At 78.0% G+C, this 21,803-nt stretch carries 17 protein-coding genes and 1 pseudogene; 11 read left to right on the top strand and 7 right to left on the bottom strand.

Annotated elements, in window-relative coordinates; genetic code table 11:
- Positions 1–51: 51 nt before the first annotated feature.
- Genes ssd through ACI8AD_RS02220 form a run of 4 tightly spaced genes read left to right on the top strand, consistent with a single transcriptional unit; the run spans position 52 to position 3,765 of the window.
- Positions 52–1,110: a septum site-determining protein Ssd gene (ssd, locus tag ACI8AD_RS02235; RefSeq protein WP_456868934.1), complete on the top strand. Its 1,059-nt coding sequence runs from the start codon at positions 52–54 to the stop codon at positions 1,108–1,110.
- Positions 1,107–2,249 (top strand): TadA family conjugal transfer-associated ATPase, encoded by a 1,143-nt coding sequence (locus ACI8AD_RS02230; protein ID WP_456868933.1) that lies wholly within the window; start codon positions 1,107–1,109, stop codon positions 2,247–2,249. The genes ssd and ACI8AD_RS02230 overlap by 4 nt, the downstream gene beginning before the upstream one ends.
- Positions 2,246–3,055: a type II secretion system F family protein gene (locus tag ACI8AD_RS02225; protein WP_456868932.1), complete on the top strand. Its 810-nt coding sequence runs from the start codon at positions 2,246–2,248 to the stop codon at positions 3,053–3,055. The genes ACI8AD_RS02230 and ACI8AD_RS02225 overlap by 4 nt, the downstream gene beginning before the upstream one ends.
- Positions 3,052–3,765 (top strand): type II secretion system F family protein, encoded by a 714-nt coding sequence (locus tag ACI8AD_RS02220; protein WP_456868931.1) that lies wholly within the window; start codon positions 3,052–3,054, stop codon positions 3,763–3,765. Before ACI8AD_RS02225 ends, ACI8AD_RS02220 begins: the two co-directional genes overlap by 4 nt.
- Before the next feature lie 26 nt (positions 3,766–3,791).
- On the opposite strand, the gene ACI8AD_RS02215 is transcribed toward ACI8AD_RS02220, so the two are convergent.
- The 6 genes from ACI8AD_RS02215 to ACI8AD_RS02190 all read right to left on the bottom strand — a co-directional run bounded on the left by ACI8AD_RS02215 (position 3,792) and on the right by ACI8AD_RS02190 (position 10,248).
- Positions 3,792–4,538, bottom strand: coding sequence for a PIG-L deacetylase family protein (locus ACI8AD_RS02215; protein ID WP_456868930.1), 747 nt, complete (start codon positions 4,536–4,538; stop codon positions 3,792–3,794).
- A gap of 164 nt (positions 4,539–4,702) precedes the next feature.
- Positions 4,703–5,440, bottom strand: a complete 738-nt coding sequence (locus ACI8AD_RS02210) for an HAD family hydrolase (RefSeq protein WP_456868929.1) — start codon at positions 5,438–5,440, stop codon at positions 4,703–4,705.
- Positions 5,437–6,588, bottom strand: a complete 1,152-nt coding sequence (gene wecB, locus ACI8AD_RS02205; protein ID WP_456868928.1) for a non-hydrolyzing UDP-N-acetylglucosamine 2-epimerase — start codon at positions 6,586–6,588, stop codon at positions 5,437–5,439. Before wecB ends, ACI8AD_RS02210 begins: the two co-directional genes overlap by 4 nt.
- Positions 6,585–7,652 carry an ATP-grasp domain-containing protein gene (locus ACI8AD_RS02200; RefSeq protein ID WP_456868927.1) on the bottom strand — a complete coding sequence of 356 codons (1,068 nt, stop codon included), beginning with the start codon at positions 7,650–7,652 and terminating at the stop codon, positions 6,585–6,587. The genes wecB and ACI8AD_RS02200 overlap by 4 nt, the downstream gene beginning before the upstream one ends.
- Entirely contained in the window at positions 7,649–8,833 is a 1,185-nt protein-coding gene (locus tag ACI8AD_RS02195) for a hypothetical protein (RefSeq protein ID WP_456868926.1), read from the bottom strand. The genes ACI8AD_RS02200 and ACI8AD_RS02195 overlap by 4 nt, the downstream gene beginning before the upstream one ends.
- On the bottom strand, positions 8,830–10,248 hold the full coding sequence (locus tag ACI8AD_RS02190) for a glycosyltransferase (RefSeq protein ID WP_456868925.1): 1,419 nt from the start codon (positions 10,246–10,248) through the stop codon (positions 8,830–8,832). The genes ACI8AD_RS02195 and ACI8AD_RS02190 overlap by 4 nt, the downstream gene beginning before the upstream one ends.
- A 231-nt stretch (positions 10,249–10,479) precedes the next feature.
- Here ACI8AD_RS02190 and ACI8AD_RS02185 point away from each other — a divergent pair, with 231 nt between their 5' ends.
- The 3 genes and pseudogenes from ACI8AD_RS02185 to ACI8AD_RS02175 form a co-directional block, all read left to right on the top strand.
- Positions 10,480–10,740 carry a DUF4244 domain-containing protein gene (locus ACI8AD_RS02185; protein ID WP_456868924.1) on the top strand — a complete coding sequence of 87 codons (261 nt, stop codon included), beginning with the start codon at positions 10,480–10,482 and terminating at the stop codon, positions 10,738–10,740.
- A gap of 47 nt (positions 10,741–10,787) precedes the next feature.
- A complete protein-coding gene (locus ACI8AD_RS02180; protein ID WP_456868923.1) occupies positions 10,788–11,120 on the top strand; it encodes a TadE family type IV pilus minor pilin in 333 nt (110 codons plus the stop codon).
- Positions 11,117–11,446 (top strand): annotated as a pseudogene (locus tag ACI8AD_RS02175) (Rv3654c family TadE-like protein); the annotation flags it as partial. The gene ACI8AD_RS02180 and the pseudogene ACI8AD_RS02175, both read left to right, overlap by 4 nt.
- 36 nt (positions 11,447–11,482) lie before the next feature.
- On the opposite strand, the gene ACI8AD_RS02170 reads toward ACI8AD_RS02175, so the two are convergent.
- On the bottom strand, positions 11,483–14,149 hold the full coding sequence (locus ACI8AD_RS02170) for a DEAD/DEAH box helicase (RefSeq protein WP_456868922.1): 2,667 nt from the start codon (positions 14,147–14,149) through the stop codon (positions 11,483–11,485).
- Between the two features lie 203 nt (positions 14,150–14,352).
- On the opposite strand from ACI8AD_RS02170, the gene ACI8AD_RS02165 reads away from it, so the two are divergent.
- The 4 genes from ACI8AD_RS02165 to topA all read left to right on the top strand — a co-directional run bounded on the left by ACI8AD_RS02165 (position 14,353) and on the right by topA (position 21,796).
- On the top strand, positions 14,353–16,683 hold the full coding sequence (locus ACI8AD_RS02165) for a sodium-translocating pyrophosphatase (RefSeq protein ID WP_456868921.1): 2,331 nt from the start codon (positions 14,353–14,355) through the stop codon (positions 16,681–16,683).
- A gap of 167 nt (positions 16,684–16,850) precedes the next feature.
- On the top strand, positions 16,851–17,177 hold the full coding sequence (locus tag ACI8AD_RS02160; RefSeq protein ID WP_456868920.1) for a hypothetical protein: 327 nt from the start codon (positions 16,851–16,853) through the stop codon (positions 17,175–17,177).
- Positions 17,174–18,754: an alpha/beta hydrolase gene (locus ACI8AD_RS02155; RefSeq protein WP_456868919.1), complete on the top strand. Its 1,581-nt coding sequence runs from the start codon at positions 17,174–17,176 to the stop codon at positions 18,752–18,754. The genes ACI8AD_RS02160 and ACI8AD_RS02155 overlap by 4 nt, the downstream gene beginning before the upstream one ends.
- A gap of 174 nt (positions 18,755–18,928) precedes the next feature.
- Complete coding sequence (gene topA, locus ACI8AD_RS02150) at positions 18,929–21,796, top strand: type I DNA topoisomerase (RefSeq protein WP_456868918.1); 2,868 nt, start codon at positions 18,929–18,931, stop codon at positions 21,794–21,796.
- Positions 21,797–21,803: the final 7 nt, after the last annotated feature.

Below are 21,803 nucleotides of genomic sequence, written 5' to 3'. Positions count from 1 at the left end.
CGGCGCGTGGCCCGACGTCCCGCCCTCCTGTCCCCGCCCCGTCCGCTCGTCGTGAGCGCCGACGAGGACCTGCTCGACGACGTCCTGCGCGTGCTCGCCGCCGCCGGCACCGAACCCGAGGTCGCCACCGGCGGCCCCGCGCTGCGCCGCGCCCACCGCGACGCGGGGCTGGTCCTGCTCGGCGCCGACGCGCTCGACGCCCCCGCGGTGCGGGCGCTGCCGCGCCGCCCCGGGGTGGTGGTCGTCGCCGGGGCGGTGCCCGGCCCGCAGGACTGGGCGGCGGCGGTCGAGCTCGGCGCCGAGCGGGTCGCGGTCCTGCCCGACGACGAGGCGTGGCTGGCCGCCCGGGCCGCCGACGCCGTCCGCTCGCCGGTCGAGCGCGGCTGGCTGGCCGTGGTCGGCGGCAGCTGCGGCGGGGCCGGCACGAGCACCCTGGCCACCGCGCTCGCGCTGACCGCCGCGGACACCGCCGGCGGCGTGCTGCTCGTCGACGCCGACGCCTGCGGCGGGGGACTGGACCTGCTGCTCGGCGCCGAGGACGCCGACGGCCTGCGCTGGCCGGCGCTCTCCGGCGTCCGCGGCCGCATCGCCGGGGAGGCGCTCCTCGCCGCGCTGCCGGAGGTCGCCGGCGTCACCGTGCTCGCCGCCGCCCGGGACGACCCGGCGCCGGTGCCGCCCGCGGCGGTGACGGCGGTCGTGGAGGCGGCCCGCGGGTGCGGCCGGCCGGTGGTGGTCGACCTGCCCCGGCCGGCCGGCCCCGACGACGCGACGGCGGCCGCGGTGCTCGCCGAGGCCGACCTGGCGGTGCTGCTCGTGCCGGCCCGGCTGCGCCCGGCGTCGGCGGCGCGGCTGCTCCTCACCGGCGCCCCGGGGGAGCCGGCGCCGTGGGGCGCGGCCCGGTTGGTGGTCCGCGAGGTCCCCGGCGGCCTGTCGACGGCGGAGGTGACCGCGGTGACCGGCCGTCCCGTGCTGGCCGCGCTGGCGCACGACCGCGGCGCGGTGGCCCGGGGCGAGCGCGGCGAGCCGCCGGCGGTGACACCCCGCAGCCCGCTCGGGTCGGTCGCCCGCGCGCTGCTCGGCGAGCTCGTGCGCGCGGAGCGCGCGGCGTGAGCGGGCTGCCGCTGGTCGAGCGGGTCCGGGCCCGGCTGGCGCTGGAGCCCGGACCGCCCAGCCGGGCCGCGGTCGCCGCGCTCGTCCGCGACGAGGCCGGGCTGGTCGGCGACGCCGAGGTCCTCGACGCGGTGCGCGACGCGGTGGCCGAGCTCGCCGGCGCGGGACCGCTCGAGCCGCTGCTGCGCGAGCCGGGCGTCACCGACGTCCTGGTCAACGGCCCGGCCGCGGTCTACGTCGACCGCGGCGCCGGGCTCGAGCCCGCCCCGGTGCGCTTCCCCGACGAGGACGCCGTCCGGCGACTGGCCGTGCGGCTCGCGGCGAGCGCCGGGCGCCGCCTCGACGACGCCGCGCCGTGGGTGGACGCCGGCCTGCCCGACGGCACCCGGCTGCACGCGGTGCTCCCGCCGGTGTCGGGTGGCGGCACCTGCCTGTCGCTGCGGGTGCTGCGCCGGGCGCGCCTCGGCCTCGACGACCTCGCCGACCGGGGGACGCTGCCCGGGGCGTCGGCCGGCCTGCTGCGCGCGGTGCTGCGGGCCCGGCTGGCCTTCCTCGTCACCGGCGGCACCGGGTCGGGCAAGACGACGCTGCTCGCGGCACTGCTCGGGGAGCTGCCGCCGGGGGAGCGGCTGGTGCTGTGCGAGGACGCCCCGGAGCTGGCGCCGGCCCACCCGCACGTCGTCCGGCTGCTCACCCGACCGGCGAACGTGGAGGGCGCCGGGCGGGTGACCCTGCGCGACCTGGTGCGCCAGGCGCTGCGGATGCGGCCCGACCGGCTGGTGGTCGGCGAGGTCCGGGGCGCCGAGGTCACCGACCTGCTCGCCGCCCTCAACACCGGTCACGACGGCGGCTGCGGCACCCTGCACGCCAACCGCCCCGGCGAGGTGCCCGCCCGGCTGGAGGCGCTCGGGGTCGCGGCGGGCCTCGACCGGCAGGCGGTGCACAGCCAGGCGGCCGCCGCGCTGGCCGTCGTGGTCCACCTCCGCCGCGGACCGGGAGGGCGGCGGGTCGAGGAGATCGGGGTGGTGCGCCGCGACGGCGACCGGGTGGTGGTCGAGCCGGGCTGGCGCGCCGACGCCGGTCCCTGCCCCGGTACGGGACGGCTGACGGCGCTCCTCGACGGCGGGAGCGCGGGATGACCGCGACACTGGCGCTGGTCGCGGCGGCGCTCCTGCTGTGGCCCGGCCCGGCCGCGCAGCGCCGCCGGCGGGTGCGCCGGCTGGTGCGGCGGCGCCCGGCGCTCCTGGCCCGGATCACCGCGGCACCACCCGCGGCCTGGCCGCTGCCCGCCGCGGTGCTCGGCGCGCTGCTCGGCGCGGCGGTCGGCACGCCGCTCGTCGCGGTCCTCGCCGGCACGGGTGCGGCGGCCGGGGCCCGGGGTCTCGCGCGGGCCCGGGCGCGCCGCGCGGAGGAGGCACGGGTCGAGGCGCTCACCGACGCGCTCGGCGCCGTGGCCGCGGAGCTGCGCGCCGGCCGGCCGCTCGCGGCGGCCACCGCGTCGGTCCTGGCCGGCTGCGGGGACGAGACCCTTGCGACCGGTCTCGCACGGGCGCTGCGGGCGCCCGCGGCGGTCCCGGCGGGGCCCGGCACCGACCTCGACCGGGCCCTGGCGCGGGTGGCCGCGGCCGTGCTGCTCAGCGAGCGCACCGGCTGCTCGCTGGCCGCCGTGGTCGCCGCGGTCGAGGACGACCTGCGCGCCCGTCGGCGGCAGCGGCTCGAGCTGCGGTCGGCCACGGCGGGTCCCCGGGCGAGCGCGGCGCTGCTCGCCGGGCTGCCGCTGCTCGCGCTGGCGATGGGCAGCGGCATCGGCGCCGACCCGTGGGCGGTGCTGACCACCACCCCGGCCGGGCAGGTGCTGCTCGTCGCCGGTGTCGCCCTGGAGGCCGCCGGGCTGGCCTGGTCGGGGCGGCTGGTCCGCCGGGCGGCGGGGAGCGCGCCGGCGTGAGCGCCGCCCTGGCCCTGTTGTCGGCGGCGCTGCTGCTGTGGCCCTCCCCGGCGCTGCGGATGGCCGCGCGGGTGCGGGCGGTGACCGGCCCCCGCCCCGCTCCTCCGGCTGCGGCGCCGCGGAGGAGTGCCGTGCGCCGCGTCCTGCTCCCAGGGGCGGTCGGGGGAGCGGTGGCGCTGCTGGTGGGCGGGCCGCCGGGTGCGGTGCTGGGCGTGCTGGCCGGGGTGCTGGCCGACCGGCTCCTGCGCCGCGGCGGGCGCGCGGCATCCGCGGACGACGCGGGCGCAGTCGAACTGCCGGTGGCCTGCGACCTGCTGGCGGTCTGCCTGGCGGCCGGGATGCCGGTCGCCGGTGCGCTGGGCGCGGTCGCCACGGCGCTGCCCGGACCTTCCGGGGACGCGCTCGGCGCGGTCGCCGGGCGGCTGCGGCTGGGCGCCGCGCCGCACGCCGCCTGGACCGGCGCGCCGGCCGGTGTGGCGGGGCTGGGCCGGGTGCTGGTGCGGGCGGGGGAGTCCGGCGCCGCGGCGGTCCCCGCGCTGCACGTGCTGGCGGCCGAGGCGCGGTCGGCCGCCCGCAGCGACGCCGAGGCCGCGGTGCGCCGGGCCGGCGTGTGGGTGCTCGCGCCGCTCGGCGCCTGCTTCCTGCCGGCCTTCGTCTGCCTCGGCATCGCGCCGATGGTCATCGGCATCGCCGGGCAGGTGTTCGGGTGACCCGGGACGCGCGGTCCCGGGCGGGGTCAGCGCTGGCCGGCGGCGAACGACGACGCGCTGTGCGGGACGAACGAGGGCGCCAGCGACCACGCGGCCGGGACCGCCCGCGGCACCCCGCCGCCCACCGGGCCGAGGTCGAGCACCATCCGGGTGGGCTGGAAGGCCTCGGCGTAGCCGATCCGCGCCTGCGCGCCCCAGTGGCGGGCGGAGGCGACGATCGCGTCCGGCTCGACCATCGCCGAGCGCTCCACCTGCGAGGCGTGCGCGGCCAGCGCGGCCAGCTTGCCGGTGAGGTGGGCGGTGACGTCGACGAACACGGTCGGCGTGAACGTCAGCGTCGAGGGGCTCTGGTAGTGCAGCACCCGCGGCAGGCGGCGGGCAGCGCCCAGGGTGGCCGCGGCGACGGCGCGGTGGTCCTGGTGGCTGTCGTCGGGGGCGTGCACGTACACCAGGTCGGCGGCCGTGGCGTCCAGGACCTGCTCGATGCGGCGGACCGCGGCGGAGTCGGCGACGACCTCGCAGTCGCGCAGGCCGCCCCAGAGCAGCGTGGCGCCGATGGTGCGGGCGGCCCGCTCCTGCTCGGCGCGTCGGCCGGCGACCTGGCTGTCGTCGCCGGGGCCGTTCTCGCCGCCGGTCATGACCAGCATCGTCACCGTGTCGCCGGCCGCGACGTGCGCCAGCAGGGCACCGCCGCAGCCGAGCTCGACGTCGTCGGGGTGCGACCCGATGGCCAGGACGCTGCGTCCCGTGCCCCGCATGCCTGCGCCGTCCATGGCCGCCGTCCCGTCCGTCCGGGGCGGTCACCCGCCCGTTGTCCCTCCCTGCATCGGCGGCCGCGTCGGGCGCCTGCATCCGGCGGGCCGGCTCCTCCCCCGTCAGGGGGAGAACCGGTCGTGCACGACGGATCGCCGCGTCGGCGGGGCGGGGACCGGACGGGTCAGCCGGCGACCGCGGCCGGGGCGGTCACGGCGGCCAGCGCCAGGGCGGCGGCCGTCGGGAAGTCACCGGTGACGGCCCACGCGCGCGGCTCGTCGGGGGCGGCGGCGTACTCGCCCTGCCGCACCCGGACGGCGCGGGCTCCGACCGCGGCCGCGACGGCGACGTCCTTGCCCGGGCGGTCCCCGATGACGAGCACGCGATCGGCGGGGACCCCGAGCCGGCCGGCCAGCACCCGCAGCCCCTCGGGCGCCGGCTTGCGGGCGGCCCGGCCGCCGAGCGTGTCGGTGACCAGCACCTCCGGCAGCAGCGGCAGCAGGCCCGTCGCGGCGAGCTTGGCCGCCTGCACGGCCGGGTTGCCGTCGGTCAGGCAGCCCACCGGCACCGCCGCGCCGAGGTCGGCCAGGGCCCGCGCCACGCCCGGGTAGGGAGGCAGCGAGGCGGGTGCGTGCGCGGTGAAGGCGGCCACCAGCGGCGGGACCAGCGCGGGCACGTCGCCGGCGGGCACGCCCACGGCGAGCAGCGCGCGGTCGATCGTCCCGCCGCGGTCGGACCCGGCGGCCAGCTCCCGCAGCAGTGCGGCGTGCACCCGCGCGCCGTCGAGCCCCGCGGCCGCGGCGGCGGCGCCCACGTCGGCCGCCGCGCCGGCGAGGTGGGCCGCCTGCGGGTACAGCGTGTCGTCGAGGTCGACCACCACCGCCAGCGGCGGCGGGCCGTCCCATCCCGGTGCCGCGGTCACCACGGCAGCGAGCCGTCGGTGAAGTCGGGCTCGTCGAGGGCGAGCAGCGCGTCGGTCACCTCGTCAGCCAGCAGCGCGGCCACCTGCGCGCCCGTCGTGCCGTCGCCGTACGGGCAGGGGAGCGCGGCCGCGTGCGCCTGGCCCCGTGGGCTGGTGTGCGCGGCGGCCGCGGCGAGGACGGCGTCGGCGGCCGAGTCGTCGGCCAGCCCGGCCAGGGTCGTCGTGCCGGCCTCCACGCCCTCCCAGCGTGGGGTCGAGCCGCGCAGCACGACGACGGGGACGCCGAGGAAGGCCGCCTCCTCCTGGATGCCGCCGGAGTCGGTGACCGCCAGCCGCGCCGAGGCGAGCGCGGCCAGCAGCGCGTCGTACCCGACCGGGCCGGTGCGGGTGATCGCCGGGTGCTCCAGCTCGGCGTCCAGTCCGGAGTCGGCCAGCCGCGCCGCGGTGCGCGGGTGCACCGGGAAGGTCACCGGACCCACGTCGTCGGCCAGCGCCCGCACGACGCCCACCAGGCGCTTGAGCCGCACCGGGTCGTCGACGTTGGTGGGGCGGTGCGCGGTGACCAGCACCCCGTGGCGCTGCCCCACGGGGACCGGCCGCACGCCCCGCGCCACCAGCGTGTCGACCACCGGGTTGCCGACCACGAACACCCGCTCCGCGGGCACGCCCTCGGCGGCCAGGAAGGCCGCCGCGCGCCGGGTGGGCGCCAGGTGCAGCGCGGCGACCGCCGCGGCCACCCGCCGGTTGACCTCCTCCACGCTGCGCGGGTTGAGGCTGCGCAGCCCGGCCTCCAGGTGGGCGAAGGGCACCCCGGCGCCGCGCGCGGCCAGGGCGTAGGCGGGGACGGTGTTCGTGTCGCCGAGGGCGAGCACGAGGTCGGGGCGGAACCGGGCGACCGCGCGCGCCGCGTCGGCGTGCAGCGTCCCGGAGCGCGCGGCCGGGTCGCCGGCGGGCAGCGCGAAGCGGCACGTGGGCGACAACCCGAGGGACTCCTGCAGCCGGCCGGCGAGGTCGGGGTCGGTGTGCTGGCCGGTGTCGACGACGTCGACCCGGTGCCCCGCCGCGGTCAGGGCCCGCACGACCGGCGCCAGCTTGACCACCTCCGGCCGGGTCCCGAAGGGCACGAGGACGTGCCGGGTGCGGGTCACGCCCGCACCGCCGTCGCCGCGCACGGGTCGGCCACCGGGCTGCCGTCGTCGGTGGCGTACGTCTCGGCGAAGTAGCGGCTCATCCGGACGCCGGGGGTGAACCACAGGTGCGGCAGCACGGCGCGCGGGTCGCGGATGCCGGTCAGGTAGGCGCTGACGACGTCGGCCCCGGCGGCCAGGGTCAGTGGCAGCCCACCGGAGAAGCGCGGGTTGACCTCGACCACGGTCGCCCGCCCGTCGTCGGCCACGAAGCCCTGCACGTTGGCCGGCCCGGTGAGCGCCACCGCCTCCAGCGCCGCGGCCACCACCGCGGTCACCTCGGCGGAGTCGAACGTCGTGCCCTTCACCGAGATGCCGGCGCGGGTGTCGTCGCGCCACCGCGGCACCACGGTGACCAGCGAGCCGTCCCGGCCGACCAGCGCGTCGGCGGTGAACTCGCGGCCCGTCAGCCGGGTCTGGGCGATGAGCGAGGGGTCCTCGTGCATCGCCGTCACGACGTCGGAGCGCGCGTCGAGCAGCCGCACGCCGCGGCTGCCGCGGCCGGCGCGGGGCTTGACCACCCAGGGGCCGGGGACGGTGACCAGGCCGGCGGGGGTGTCGGTGGTCGCGGGGTGGGGCACGCCGGCCGCGCGCATCGCCCGGGCGAACGCGGCCTTGTCGCAGCACACCTCGACGGCGGTCACGTCGGGCAGCCAGGTGGCCACCCCGGCCGCCGCGAGCCGCCCGGCGCCCGCGGCCAGGGCGGGCAGCTCCTCGGCGACGGTGCCCACGAGCGCGTCGGCGCCGTGCGCGGTGGCCAGTGCCACCAGGGCGTCGACGAAGCGGACGTGGTCGGCCCGCGGGACGACCGCGCCGACGGTTGCCAGCGCCGCGCCGGCGGCGGTCGCGTCGGCGTCCACGCCGACCACGCGGTGCCCCAGCGCGGTCAGCCGGCGGACGACGGCGACCCCGGCGGGGCCCCCGGCGCCGGTGACCAGCACCGCGGCCGCACCGGGCCGGCCGTCGGGCCCGTCGGGCACCGGGGGGACGGTGGTGGTCGGGCGGCTGGGCAGGGTGGCGGTCACCGGGAGGTCTCCGGGGGGTGCGGGGCGGACGGGCGGGCGAAGCTGGGCGGGCCCGGCGGCCCGGCGGCGTGCGAGGGGCGGTCGGGGGACGGCGCGGTCGCGCGGGACGGAGCGGGCGGCGGCACCGGGATCCGGGCGACCGCGACCACGGCGCCGTCGTCCCCGGGAGGGTCCTCCGGGACCGGGGAGGTGCTGACCGGCCGGGCCAGCAGCCAGCCGCGGGCCCACAGCCGGAGCGCGGCCACCCGGTGGTCGGTCACCGGTTCCCACTGCCGCGCGGCGACCGCGTCGGCGAGGGCGTCGAGGACGAGCGGGTCTACCTCGTAGGTGGCCACCGCCACGAGCGTGGCGCTGTGCGCCCCGAGGCCGTCGGCGGCCAGCTCGCGCACGCGCTCGACCCGCTGGGAGGCCGGGAGGTGCCCGAGCCGGTAGTCGACGCGGGCGGCCTCGCGGCGCGCGGCCAGCCAGGCGGAGAGCCGACGGGGGAGGACGTGACGGTGCAGCAGCCCGGTCAGTGTCGTCCGGCGGCTGCGGGCCGGGGCCTGCTCGGCCTCGACGGCGCGGTAGCCCAGGCCCGGGCGGGCCCAGCTGTCGGGACGCCGGGCGGTGTGCCGTCCCCCGACGTCCTGCTCGGCGCGCTCGGCGGCCGGCAGCGTCACCCACACCATGACGAGGAAGCCGCCCAGGGTGGCCACCAGGTTCCACACCGTGCCGACCCAGTCGTGGAACAGGACCAGGGCGCCGTCGCCCCACTGCAGCCCGGCCAGGGCCGACAGCAGCAGCCGGCCGTGGTTGAGGACGACGACGGCGAGGACCGCGACGACCAGCCCGCCCAGCGCGTGCAGCCGGCGGCCGCGCAGGACGACCGCGGTCAGGGCCACCAGCCCGAGGACCGACAGGACCGACGAGCAGGACGCGGTGACGACCGCGTCGATGATCTCCCCGTCCCCGCGGAAGAGCAGGACGTGGCCGGGCAGCACGCCGGAGGACCACGTGGGGTCCAGCCACCCGAGCACCAGGGCGACCGCGCGGGCCTCGAGCACCTGCAGCGGCCCGGACAGGGTGGCGAAGCCGGCGACGCAGATGACCCCGGCCAGCGCCAGGTCGAGCAGGACGGGCAGCAACCGCTGCGTCGTCCCGCGGGAGAGCCGGCGCCTGCCGAGCGCGGGTGCGGTGGTCACCGGTCCTCCGGGAGCAGTGCGAACGACCGCGGGCGGGCGGGGACCGCGGCCGCGGCGGGAGCGGGGGTGGGGGCGGCGGCCGCGCGCGGGACCGTGGAGGTGGCGCCCGAGCGGGAGGTCTTCACCCAGCTGTAGGGCCGGCCGAGCATGCCGTCGAGGTAGGCGCGCGTGGTGATCCAGATCGACAGCGCGAAGGCGGGGAGGAAGCCCAGCAGCCGCCACGCCGAGCGGCGTTCCACGCGGCCGACCAGCAGTCCGACGCAGAGCTCGGCCAGCGGGCCGATGAACAGCAGCATCGACAGCGGCAGCAGCCCGACGACGGGCAGGTCGCCGATGCCCGCGGCGCGCAGCACGGTGAGCAGCAGGCCCAGCCCGGCCAGGACCGGCACGTGGTAGACGCCGAGGAACAGCGTCGTCTCGACCTTCTCCAGGGGCGACAGGTGCGGCGAGCGCATCAGCGGGCGCCAGTGGTCGCGCAGGCACTTCTGGTGGCCGCGGGCCCAGCGGTAGCGCTGCTTCCAGAAGCGCTGGGCGCTGACCACCGCCTCCTCGAAGTCGATGGCCGAGACGTCGTAGCGGACCCGCTGCCCCATCCGCAGGATGCGCAGGGTCAGGTCGGTGTCCTCGGTGACCGTCTCGGGGTTCCAGCCGCCCAGCGCCCGCAGCGTGGAAGCCCGGACGGCGCAGTTGGCGCCGCCGTAGGCGGGCAGCTCGAACAGCGCCTGCCGGCCGTACTCGTTGACCAGGTAGCCCGAGAGGTAGTCGACGAAGACGGTGGTGGCCATCGAGGAGTCCTGGCCGTTGCGGATGACGCACCGGCCCATGACCGCGCCGACGGCGGGGTCGCGGAAGTGCCGCACCAGGCGGCGCAGCGCCGTCGGCTCGGGCTCGTGGTCGGCGTCGAAGACGAGCACGATCTCGGCGTCGACGAGGGCCAGCGCGTCGTTGAGCGCGCCGGACTTCCCGCCGCCGGCCCCCGGAGGCCGGTGCAGCACGCGCAGCCGCGGCTCGCGGGCGGCCCACGCGTCGAGCTTCGCGCCGGTCGCGTCGGACGAGCCGTCGTCGACGACGACGAGGGTGAGCCGGTCGGCCGGGTAGTCGAGGGTCAGCAGCGCGGCCACCATGCCGTCGACGACGAGCTCCTCGTCCTTGCACCCGACGAGGACGGCGACCGGCGGCGTGTAGCTGTCCAGGCCGACGTCGGCGGCCAGCAGGTCGCGCTCGGCCCACCGCGCCGCGGCGACGGCGAAGCCCAGGTGCCGGCAGAAGTAGACGCCGAAGACCACGTTGAGCGCGCCGGCGATCACACCGAGGGTCGGGTCGAGCCCGAAGAGGGCGACCGCGGCGGCCAGGGCGAGGGCGTAGCCGAGGAGGACGAGCGGGCGCCCCTCGGGACGGTCGGTGCCGTGCGCCACGGATCCTCCTTCCGGATCGTGCCCGGCGGTGCGGTAGCGCCACCTCATGGCTGGATCGGCAGTCGCCCTGCCGTCCTGAAGTGGAAGCGACCCCGGCGACACCGCCGCCCGCGCCGTCCACAGGCCGCCGCACCGTCCACAGGAGCGGCCGGAGCCCGGCCGGACCCGGTGTCCGCGGCGAGGGTCGGGCCGCGCCCCGTGCCGGGGCCGCCGACCCGAGGAGAGCCCGCGATGACCGACACCACGCCCGAGACCGCCCCCGCCGCGACCGTCCCCGCCCCGCCCGGCGCCCTCCCGCGGTCGCGCGGCCTGGCCCGGCGCTGGGCCCGGCTGCGCGCCGACGCCGAGGCCGGCATGAGCACGGCTGAGTACGCCGTGGGCACGGTCGCCGCCTGCGCCTTCGCCGCCGTCCTCTACCGGGTGGTCACCGGCGGCTCGGTCGTCACCGCCCTCGGCGACCTGGTCTCCTCCGCACTGCAGGTGCTGTCCTGACCCGCCGGGCGCGGCGAGGCGACGGCGGAGCGGACGGCGAGGCGGGCATGGTCACCGCCGAGACGGCCGTGGTGCTGCCCGTGCTCCTGCTCGTCCTGGCGGCGGTCGTCGCCGCCGTCGTGGTGGTCGGCGCGCAGGTGCGCTGCGTGGACGCCGCCCGGGAGGGCGCGCGGGCCGCCGCGCGCGGTGAGGACGAGGCCGTCGTGCGCGCCCTCGTCGCACGGGTGGCGCCCGACGGGGCGCGGACGGAGGTCGCCGTCGGCGGCGGTGAGGTGCGGGTGACCGTCACCGCGGAGGTCGCGCCGCTGGGGCCGGTGCAGCTGGGGGTCGGGATCGGCGCCAGCGCGGTCGCCCGGCTCGAGCCCGGGATCGCCGGGTGACGGCGGGGGAGAGGGGGTCGGCGACGGTCTGGACGGTCGCGCTGGCCGGCGTGCTCGCCGCCGTGGGGATGGCCGCCGTGCTGGTCGGTGCCGCGGCCGTCGCCCGCCACCGGGCCGGCACGGCGGCCGACCTCGCCGCGCTGGCGGCGGCCGGCGCGGCGGTGACCGGCGACCCCGCCGCCTGCACCGTGGCCGCCGGCGTCACCCGCGGCAACGGCGCCGCACTGGTCGGCTGCGCGGTCGGGGAGGGGGCGGTCGTCGAGGTGACCGCCGAGGTCGGCGTCCGCCTGGGTCCGCTGGGCACCCGGTACGCGCGGGCCACCGCCCGCGCCGGACCCGTCCCGCCGGACGCCCCCGCGGGGTCAGAAGACGAGGTCGTCCTCGACGGGCCGGGCACCGCGCCCGCCGTCCCCGGCGGTGTCGTCGCCGGCCTCGTCGGCGGTCCCGTCGCTCTCCTCGACCGGCACGGCGGGGCCGTCGGGGGCGGTGAGGCCTCCGGGAACCACCTCCACCACCCCCGTGCCCGCCTCGTCGGCGGCGGCCAGCTCGTCCAGCACGACGTCGAGCACCCGCACTGCGCCGGCCTTGTCCAGCGGGTCGTTGCCGTTGCCGCACTTGGGCGACTGCACGCAGGAGGGGCACCCGCTCTCGCACTCGCAGCTGGCCACGGTGGCCCGGGTGGCCAGCAGCCAGCGCCGCAGGGCGGCGAACCCCCGCTCGGCGAAGCCGGCGCCGCCGGGGTGCCCGTCGTAGACGAACACCGTGGCGGTGCCCGTGTCGGGGTGCAGGGCCGTGGACAGCCCGCCGAGGTCCCAGCGGTCGCAGGTGGCCAGCAGCGGCAGGATGCCGATCGCGGCGTGCTCGGCGGCGTGCAGCGAGCCGGGCAGCGACAGGTCGTCGAGCGCGGCGCGCGCGACGGCGTCCGCGTCGAGGGTCAGCCACACCGCGCGGGTGCGCAGCTGGCGGGCGGGCAGGTCGAGCGGGAACTCGGCGAGCACCTCACCGGTGCCGGCCCGCCGCCGCTGGTAGGCCACGACCTGGTTGGTCACGTCGACGACGCCGGTGTGCGCGGTGACGGTGCCCAGCCGCCGGACCCGGTCGGTCCGGACGACGCCGAGGTCGGTGACGTCGCGGGCGACGGTGGTCCAGTCCGGGCTCTCGGCGTGCACGACGGCGCAGGCGTCGTCGAGGTCGAGCTCGTCGACGACGAACGTGTCGCCGCGGTGCACGTAGAGCGCGCCGGTGTGCACCGTGGCGTGCGCGGCGCCGCCGTCGACGGTCCCGAGCAGCCGCCCGGTCCCGTCCTCGATGATCGCCACCGGCTCGCCGCCGCTGCCGCGGATGTCGACGTCGGGCCGCCCGCGCCCGGCCCAGTACCAGCCGGCCGGGCGCCGCCGCAGCCGGCCGGCCGCGACGAGTTCGTCGAGCTGGGCCTCGGCGACCGGGCCGCCGAAGTCGGGCAGGTCGGCGGGCGTCAGGGGCAGCTCGGCCGCCGCGCAGCACAGCTGGGGGCCGAGGACGTAGGGGTTGGCCGGATCGGTGACGGTGGCCTCGACCGGGCGGCCGAACACCGCCCGCGGGTGGTGGGCCAGGTAGTGGTCCAGCGGGTCGTCGCGGGCGACGAAGACGACCAGCGACTCGCGCTGGGCGCGTCCGGCCCGGCCCGCCTGCTGCCACAGAGACGCCAGCGTCCCGGGGTACCCGGCCAGCACCACGGCGTCGAGGCCGGCGATGTCGATGCCCAGCTCGAGGGCGTTGGTGGTGGCCACGCCGAGCAGCTCGCCGCACGACAGGGCCCGCTCCAGCTCCCGGCGCTCCTCGGGGAGGTAGCCGCCGCGGTAGGAGTCCACCCGCCGGACCAGGTCGCCGCGGCCACGCTCCTGCAGCAGCCGGCGGGCCTGCTCGGCGACCGACTCGGCGCTGCGCCGCGACCGCACGAAGGCCAGCGTCCGGGCGCCCCGCTCGACCAGGTCGGCCAGCAGCCCCGCCGCGTCCGCCGCCGCCGACCGGCGCAGCGGGGCGCCGTGCTCACCGGTCCGCTCGGTCAGCGGGGGCTCCCACAGCGCGAAGGTCGCACCCGGGCGCGGCGACCCGTCCTCGGTCACCGCGACGACGGGCGCGCCCACCAGCCGGGTCGCGGCCGCGGCCGGCTCGGCCACCGTCGCCGACGCCAGCACGAACACCGGGTCGGCGCCGTAGCGGCGGCAGATGCGCCGCAGCCGGCGCAGCACGTGCCCGACGTGCGAGCCGAACACCCCGCGGTAGGCGTGGCACTCGTCGACGACGACGTAGGCCAGCCGGCGCAGCGTCGACGACCAGCGCTGGTGGGCGGGCAGCACGCCGCGGTGGAGCATGTCCGGGTTGGTGACGATCCACCGCGAGTGGCGGCGCACCCAGTCCCGCTCCTCGCCCGGGGTGTCGCCGTCGTAGGTGGCCGGGCGCACCGACGGGTCGGCGAGCGCCGCCACCGAGGCCAGCTGGTCGCGGGCCAGGGCCTTGGTGGGCGCCAGGTACAGCACGCAGGCGCGCGGGTCCTCGGCCAGGCGGGTCAGCGCGGGCAGCTGGTAGGCCAGCGACTTGCCGGACGCCGTGCCGGTGGCGACCACCACCGAGGTGCCGTCGTGGGCGAGCTGAGCGGCCTCGACCTGGTGCCGCCAGGGCGCGGTCACGCCCTGCTCCTCGAGCCGCGCGCGCAGCCCCGGGTCGACCCAGGCCGGCCAGGGCAGCGTCCGGGACCCGCGCACCGGCAGGTGGTGCACGTGGGTGACCGGGTGCTCCTCCTCCGGGGTGTCCGCGAGCAGCTCCTCGAGCAGCTCGGAGCCGGGCAGGGGGCCGCCGGACCGGCTCCCGGGCTCCTCGCCGGGCCGGTGGCCGGGTGCCTCGCCGGGCCGGTGCCCGCTGCCGTGTCCCTCGGCCGAGCCGTGCACGTCCGCGGCACCGGGCGCGGCACCCGGGCGCTCGTCGCCCCCTGCGGTGCCCTCACGGCCGGGTGGGGGAGCAGCCGGCCGGACCGGGTGGAGCGCGGTCACCCCTCCACTGTCACACCCGGGGGCAACCCTCCTTCGCCCGTGGTCGCTGTCCGCGACCGGACCACCACGAAAGACGACCTACCGCAGAGTGTGATCTCGATTACAGTGGCGCGGCATCCGTGGGCGGCCCGCCGTCCACGGGTGCTCTCCGCCGACCGGGGACGCGGGGCCGCCCGGTGGCAGCTCACCGCTGGGAGGTATAGATGCCGGACAGTTCTCTCTCCGGCGGGGACGTCGTCCTCGTGACGGCAGCCCTCGTCGTATCGCTCGCCGCGCTGGTCTTCGCCGCGTCGCTGGTCCGTGCCGTCCTGGCCGCCGACCAGGGCACGACGCGCATGCGGGAGATCGCGCGCGCGGTGCAGGAGGGAGCCGGCGCCTACCTGCGGCGCCAGTTCAGGACCCTCGGCGTCTTCGCCGTGATCGTCTTCCTCCTGCTGCTCGTCCTGCCCGTCGCCGACGGCGGCTGGGGCACCCGGATCGGCCGGGCGGTCTTCTTCCTCGTCGGCGCCCTGTTCTCCGCCACCGTCGGCTTCATCGGCATGACGCTGGCCACCCGCGGCAACGTCCGGGTCGCCGCCGCCGCCCAGGCCGGCGGCTACCGGCCGGCCTTCCGCATCGCGTACCGCACCGGCGGCGTCTGCGGGATGATCACCGTCGGCCTCGGCCTGTTCGGCGCCGCGCTGGCGCTGCTGCTCTTCGACGAGACCGCCCCGGTGGTCCTCGAGGGCTTCGGGTTCGGCGGCGCGCTGCTGGCGATGTTCATGCGCGTCGGCGGCGGGATCTTCACCAAGGCCGCCGACGTCGGCGCCGACCTCGTCGGCAAGGTCGAGGCCGGCATCCCCGAGGACGACCCCCGCAACGCCGCGACCATCGCCGACAACGTCGGCGACAACGTCGGCGACTGCGCCGGCATGGCCGCCGACCTCTTCGAGTCCTACGCCGTCACCCTGGTCGCCGCCCTCATCCTCGGGCAGGTCTTCTTCGGCGCGGACGGCATGGTCTTCCCGCTCGTCGTCGCGGCGATCGGCGTGCTCGCCTCCGTCGTCGGCATCCTCGCCAGCAACCCCGGCAAGAGCGACTCCAGCGGCCTCGCGCCGATCAACCGCGGCTTCTTCACCTCCGCGGTGGTCTCCCTCGTGCTCGTCGCCGTCGCCGCGTTCACCGTGCTGCCCAGCGTCGCCGACGTCCCCGACTCGGTGGTCAACCCGCAGGTGCTCGGCTTCCTCTCGGTCCTCGTCGGGATCGTCCTGGCCGCCGCCATCCAGCAGCTCACCGGCTACTTCACCGAGACCTCCCGCAAGCCGGTCCGCGACGTCGGCCGCAGCTCGCTCACCGGGCCGGCCACCGTCGTCCTGTCCGGCATCTCCCTCGGACTGGAGTCGGCCGTCTACGCCGCTCTGCTCATCGGCGGCGCGGTCTACGGCGCCTTCCTCATCGGCGGCGGCGCGGCGCTCTACGCCGTCGCGCTCGCCGGCTGCGGGCTGCTCACCACGGCCGGCGTCATCGTCTCGATGGACACCTTCGGCCCGGTCAGCGACAACGCCCAGGGCATCGCCGAGATGTCCGGGGACATCGACGAGCAGGGCGCCCGGGTGCTGACCGACCTCGACGCCGTCGGCAACACCACCAAGGCCATCACCAAGGGCATCGCGATCGCGACCGCCGTCCTCGCGGCGACGGCGCTGTTCGGGTCCTACAACGAGCAGGTGCGGACCGCGCTCGGCGACGTCGACCTGGCGGAGTCGTTCAGCCTCGTCGAGCCGGACAACGTCGTCGGCGCGGTGATCGGTGCCGCGGTCGTGTTCCTCTTCTCCGGCCTGGCGATCAACGCGGTCTCCCGCGCCGCCGGGCGGGTCGTGTTCGAGGTCCGCGAGCAGTTCCGCACCCGGCCCGGGATCATGGACTACTCCGAGCGGCCCGACTACTCCGCCGTCGTGGACATCTGCACCAAGGACTCGCTGCGGGAGCTGGCGACGCCCGGCCTGCTCGCCGTCCTCGCCCCGGTGGCGGTCGGCTTCGGGCTCGGCTTCGGCCCGCTCGCGGCCTACCTCGTCGGCGCCATCGCCACCGGCACGCTCATGGCGGTGTTCCTCGCCAACTCCGGCGGCGCCTGGGACAACGCCAAGAAGATGGTGGAGGACGGCGCGTTCGGCGGGAAGGGCAGCGAGGCGCACGCGGCGACGGTCATCGGGGACACCGTGGGCGACCCGTTCAAGGACACCGCGGGCCCGGCGATCAACCCGCTCATCAAGGTGATGAACCTGGTGGCGCTGCTGATCGCCCCCGCGGTGGTCAGCCTGTCGGTCGGCGAGGACGCCAACACCGCCGTGCGGCTGCTCATCGCGGGCGTGGCGGCGCTGGTCGTCATCGGCGCCGTGGTGGTGTCCAAGCGGCGCTCGGTCGTCGTCGGCGGCACCGACGACGGGCCCTCCGGGTCGCTCCCCGGCGCCGGGCGCCCGACGCCGGCCCAGGCCGTCACGCCCCGGGCGGGCACGACCGCTCCGACGACCGCACCGACGACCACCGCTCCCTGACCCCACGCCGCGAGCCTCCGCCCGGACACCGACCGGGTGGGGGCTCGCGGCGCGCCCTGTGGACGGCCGACCCGGCTGTGGACGGCTCCCGCAGGTCGGTCCCGGTGCGGCCCTAGCGTCCGCGGCGCCGTCCCGACCCCGGGCCGGCACCGACGCCAGGAGGGGCCGTGTCCGTACCGATCGCCATCCAGCTCGACGCCGTCCAGGCGCTGGGTGAGGAGCTGGCCGCGCTCGCCACCGAGCTGTCGGCCGACGCCGACCTGTGCGCCTCCACCGCGGTGTCTCTCGCGGCGGCCGCGCCGGGGGAGGTCTCCGAGCACGCCGGCGGGACCGGCCGGGCGTGGGCGGCGCTGGTGGCCGACCTCGTCGAGGGCGCCGACGCCGCCGCGCGGACGCTGCTGGCCGCGGTCCGCAGCTACCGCCTCGCCGACGCCGCCGTCTCCGACCGGCTGCTGGCCGCCCGGGCGGCGATCGCAGAGGAGGCGGCCGCGTGAGCGCGCCCGGCCTGACCGCCGTCGCCGGCTGGGACACCCCGCTGCTCGACGGCGCGGTGTACACGCTCGAGGCGGTGACCGAGCGGCTGCCCCCGTGGCGCGCCCGGGTGGAGGCGGTGGCGCGCGCCCTCGCCGGTGCCGAGTACTGGTCGGGGCAGGCGGGGACGGCCGCCGCGACCGCGCTCGACCAGGTCTCGGCCGTGGCGACGGAGGTCACCGGTGCCCTGTCCGCCTCCCTGTCCCCGCTGCACGAGGCGGCCCGCCAGGCGCGCGCCGCCCAGGAGACGGCGGCCCAGGCGCTGACCGCGGCCGCCGCGTCCGGGGTGGTGCTGGACGAGGCGGGCGGCGTCGTCGCACCCGCACCGGTCGCGGTGCCCGCCGGCGCCTCGCCGGACGTCCTCGCCGCCCACCACGACCGGCTCGCCGAGCAGGCGGCCGCCGCGGAACGGGTCGCCGCGACCGCCGCCGAGGCGTTGCACGCCGCTGCCCGGGCCGCGGCCGCCGCCGCGGACTCCTCCGGCCCTCTCGCCCTCCTCGGCGGGCTCGGCGCCGCCCGTCCCGCCGGATTCCCCGACCTCCCGGCGGTCGCCCAGGTCGACGGCGCCTGGATCCGGTCCTGCCTGCCGGTGGCCGGGACCTCGCCGGAGGCGGTGGCGGCCTGGTGGGCCGGCCTGTCGTCGCCCACCCGCGACGCGGTGACCACGGCCGATCCGGCGCTGGTCGGGAGCCTCGACGGGCTCCCCGCCTGGGCGCGGGACCAGGCCAACCGCGTCCTGCTCCACCGCGCGCTTGCCGACCCGTCCGCCGAGGGGTACGCGACGGCGCGGGCTGTCTCTGACGAGATCGCGGCCGAGGAGGCGGCCGGGCGCACGGTGCAGTTGTGGTCCTTCGACGCCGACGACCACCTGGTGGCCCTCGCCTACGGCGACCTCGACACCGCCGACGACGTCGCGTTCCTCGTCCCCGGTGTCGGCAACGACGTCGACGACCTCGGCGACATGGGCGACGACGCGCAGGCCGTGGCCGACGCCGCCCGGGCCGCGGCGCCGGCCGCCGCCGTGGCCACGGTCGCCTGGCTCGGCTACCGCCCTCCCGGCACCGTCGCCTCCCCCCGCGCCTGGTTCGAGGGACGGGCTGCCGCCGGTGGCGGCGCCCTCGCGGGCGACCTCGCGGGCCTGGCCGCGGCGCGCGCCGGGGACCCGGGGAGCAGCGGCACCCCGCCGCGGGTGACGGTCGTGGCCCACAGCTACGGGACCGTCGTGGTCGACCGCGCCGTGGAGGAGCGGGGCGAGCTGGCCGCCGATGCCCTGGTCCTCCTCGGGAGCCCCGGGATGGACGGCCCGGCGTCGGACCTGGAGGTGGCGGAGGTCCACGAGGCCTCCGCGCCGCTCGACCCGGTCACCTGGCTGGTGGACGTGCACGGCACGGAGACCGACAACCCGGACTTCGGCGCGACCCCGCTGCCGACCGACCCGGACACCTGGCACGGCTGGTACCTCGAGCGCGACCGGCCGACCCTGGCCGCCGTCGGGGAGGTGGTCGCCGGCGCCCGCGAGCCGGACCGACCCACCGGATGAGGCCCGGGAACAGCCGCGGTGCTGCACCGTTGGACGCGGTGACGGCGCGCCCACCCGGGGTCGCCAGCCGGTCGCGTTCCGCGGTCGTGGCCTACCGTGGCCCGCCGAGGGGCGCGCCGGGTGCCGACACCGCACCCGCACCGCCGCCCAGCGAGCACCACCGACAGGAGCACCGTGCCCACGAAGACCGCGAAGAACGGCGAGAGCGCCGGCCGCACGGCCGGCGGCACCAGCACGCCCGCCCGCCGCCGGACCGCCGCCACCGGGGGCGGTCGCCCGCTGGTCATCGTGGAGTCACCAACCAAGGCCGGGAAGATCGCCGGCTATCTCGGCAACGGCTACGTCGTCGAGGCCAGCGTCGGGCACATCCGCGACCTGCCCCGCAACGCCGCCGACGTCCCGGCCGAGCACAAGGGCGCTCCCTGGGCCCGCCTCGGCGTCGACGTCGACAACGCCTTCGAGCCGCTCTACGTCATCAGCCCCGACCGCAAGCAGCAGGTCAGCCGGCTCAAGCAGCTGGTCAAGGACGCCAGCGAGGTCTACCTCGCCACCGACGAGGACCGCGAGGGCGAGGCCATCGCCTGGCACCTGGTCGACACCCTCAAGCCGCGGGTCCCGGTCCGCCGCATGGTCTTCCACGAGATCACCCCGGAGGCCATCGCCCGCGCCGTGGCCAACCCCCGCGAGCTCGACACCGCCCTGGTCGACGCGCAGGAGACCCGCCGCATCCTCGACCGCCTCTACGGCTACGAGGTCAGCCCCGTGCTGTGGAAGAAGGTCCTGCCACGGCTCTCGGCCGGCCGCGTGCAGTCGGTGGCCACCCGCATCGTCGTCGAGCGGGAACGGGAGCGGATGGCGTTCACCGCCGCCGACTACTGGTCCCTCGACGGCGTCTTCGCCGTCCCCGGCAGGTCCGGTGCCGACGCCGGCGAGCCGACGACGCTGCGCGCCCGCCTGGTCAGCGTCGACGACAGCCGCGTGGCCACCGGCCGCGACTTCGACCCCGCCACCGGCCGGGTCACCGGCGACGTCGTGCACCTCGACGAGGCCGGCGCCCGCGGGCTGGCCGCCCGCCTCGAGGGCCGGCAGGTCGGCGTCAGCCGGGTCGACGAGAAGCCCTACCGGCGTCGTCCCTACGCGCCGTTCACCACCTCCACGCTGCAGATGGAGGCCGGCCGCAAGCTCGGCTGGTCCTCCGCGCAGGTCATGCGGGTGGCCCAGCGGCTGTACGAGAACGGCCACATCACCTACATGCGGACCGACTCGACCAACCTCTCCACCGAGGCGATCAACGCCGCCCGCACCCAGGCCCGCGAGCTCTACGGCGACGCCTACGTCCCCGCCGAGGCCCGCCGCTACAGCAAGAAGGCCAAGGGCGCGCAGGAGGCGCACGAGGCGATCCGGCCCGCCGGTGACTCCTTCCGCACCCCCGGCCAGCTGGCCGGGCAGCTCGCCCGTGACGAGTTCCGCCTCTACGAGCTGATCTGGCAGCGCACGGTCGCCTCGCAGATGGCCGACGCGGTCGGCCAGACGGTCAGCATCCGGCTGGCCGGGCGCAGCACCACCGACGAGCGGGTGGAGTTCACCGCGTCGGGGCGCACGATCACCTTCCCCGGCTTCCTGCGCGCCTACGTCGAGTCCCGCGACGAGGGCGCCGGCGCCGGCGACGACGAGCCCGGCAGCGACGACGCCGAGCGGCGCCTGCCCCGCGTCGAGCGCGGCCAGCAGCTCGACACCCGCTCGCTGGAGCCCAAGGGCCACACCACGACGCCGCCGTCGCGCTACACCGAGCCGAGCCTGGTCGCCCGGCTCGAGGAGCTCGGCATCGGCCGCCCCTCGACCTACGCGTCGATCATGCAGACCATCCAGGACCGCGGGTACGTGTGGAAGAAGGGCGCCGCGCTGGTGCCCACCTTCACCGCCTTCGCGGTGGTCAACCTGCTCGAGCAGCACTTCGGTCAGCTCGTCGACTACGACTTCACCGCGTCGCTGGAGAACGAGCTCGACGAGATCGCCGCGGGGGAGCTGGGCCGGGTCGACTGGCTGACCGAGTTCTACTTCGGCGGCGAGGGCCGGCACGCCGGCGGCATCGCCGCGTCCGGCGGCCTCAAGCAGGTCATCGGCCAGCAGCTGGAGGAGATCGACGCCCGCGGCGTCAACTCCATCCCGCTGCGGGCGACCGGCCCGGAGGGCGAGCCGGTCGTCGTCCGGGTGGGCCGCTACGGCCCCTACCTGCAGGCCGGCGGCGAGGACGGGCCGCGGGTCAGCCTCCCCGAGGACCTCGCGCCCGACGAGCTCACCAGCGGCAAGGTCGCCGAGCTGCTCGCCGCGCCCTCCGGTGACCGGCAGCTGGGCACCGACCCCGCGAGCGGCTCCCCGGTGGTGGTCAAGGCCGGCCGCTACGGCCCCTACGTCACCACCGTGGTCCCCGAGGGCAGCAAGGACAGCCCCCGGACGGCGAGCCTGTTCTCCTCGATGGCCCCGGAGACGGTGACCCTCGAGGACGCGCTGCAGCTGCTCACGCTGCCGCGCACCGTGGGCACCGCGCCCGACGGCGAGGAGATCCAGGCCCTCAACGGCCGCTACGGGCCCTACCTGAAGAAGGGCAGCGACTCCCGCTCGCTGGAGAACGAGCAGCGGCTGTTCACCGTCACCCTCGACGAGGCGCTGGCGGTCTTCGCCCAGCCCAAGCAGCGGGGACGGCGGGCCGCGGCCGCGCCGCTCAAGGAGCTCGGCGCCGACCCGGTGACCCAGGGCCAGATCACCGTCCGCGAGGGCCGCTTCGGCCCGTACGTGACCGACGGCGAGACCAACGCCAGCCTGCGCAAGGGCGACGACGTCGAGACCATCTCCCTCGACCGCGCCGCCGAGCTGCTCGCCGACCGCCGCAGCCGGCCGGCCGCCACGAAGAAGAAGGCGGCGAAGAAGGCACCGGCCAAGACGGCGGCCAAGAAGACGACGGCGAAGAAGACCACCGCCAAGAAGACGACCGCGAAGAAGACGGCCGCGACGAAGGCGACCGACGCCGTCCCCGCGAGCTGACCCGCGG

Source organism: Geodermatophilus sp. SYSU D00766 (assembly GCF_054049915.1).
The sequence above is the reverse complement of the archived record's forward strand: the minus strand, read 5'-3'. Positions and strand labels throughout refer to the sequence as shown.

Excerpts from the sequence above, each read along its gene's own strand:
- ACI8AD_RS02225 (WP_456868932.1), top strand. The coding sequence starts at position 2,246 with ATGACCGCGACACTGGCGCTGGTCGCGGCGGCGCTCCTGCTGTGGCCC.
- ACI8AD_RS02215 (WP_456868930.1), bottom strand. The coding sequence starts at position 4,538 with ATGGACGGCGCAGGCATGCGGGGCACGGGACGCAGCGTCCTGGCCATC.
- ACI8AD_RS02165 (WP_456868921.1), top strand. The coding sequence starts at position 14,353 with ATGCCGGACAGTTCTCTCTCCGGCGGGGACGTCGTCCTCGTGACGGCA.
- ACI8AD_RS02180 (WP_456868923.1), top strand. The coding sequence starts at position 10,788 with ATGGTCACCGCCGAGACGGCCGTGGTGCTGCCCGTGCTCCTGCTCGTC.
- ACI8AD_RS02185 (WP_456868924.1), top strand. The coding sequence starts at position 10,480 with ATGACCGACACCACGCCCGAGACCGCCCCCGCCGCGACCGTCCCCGCC.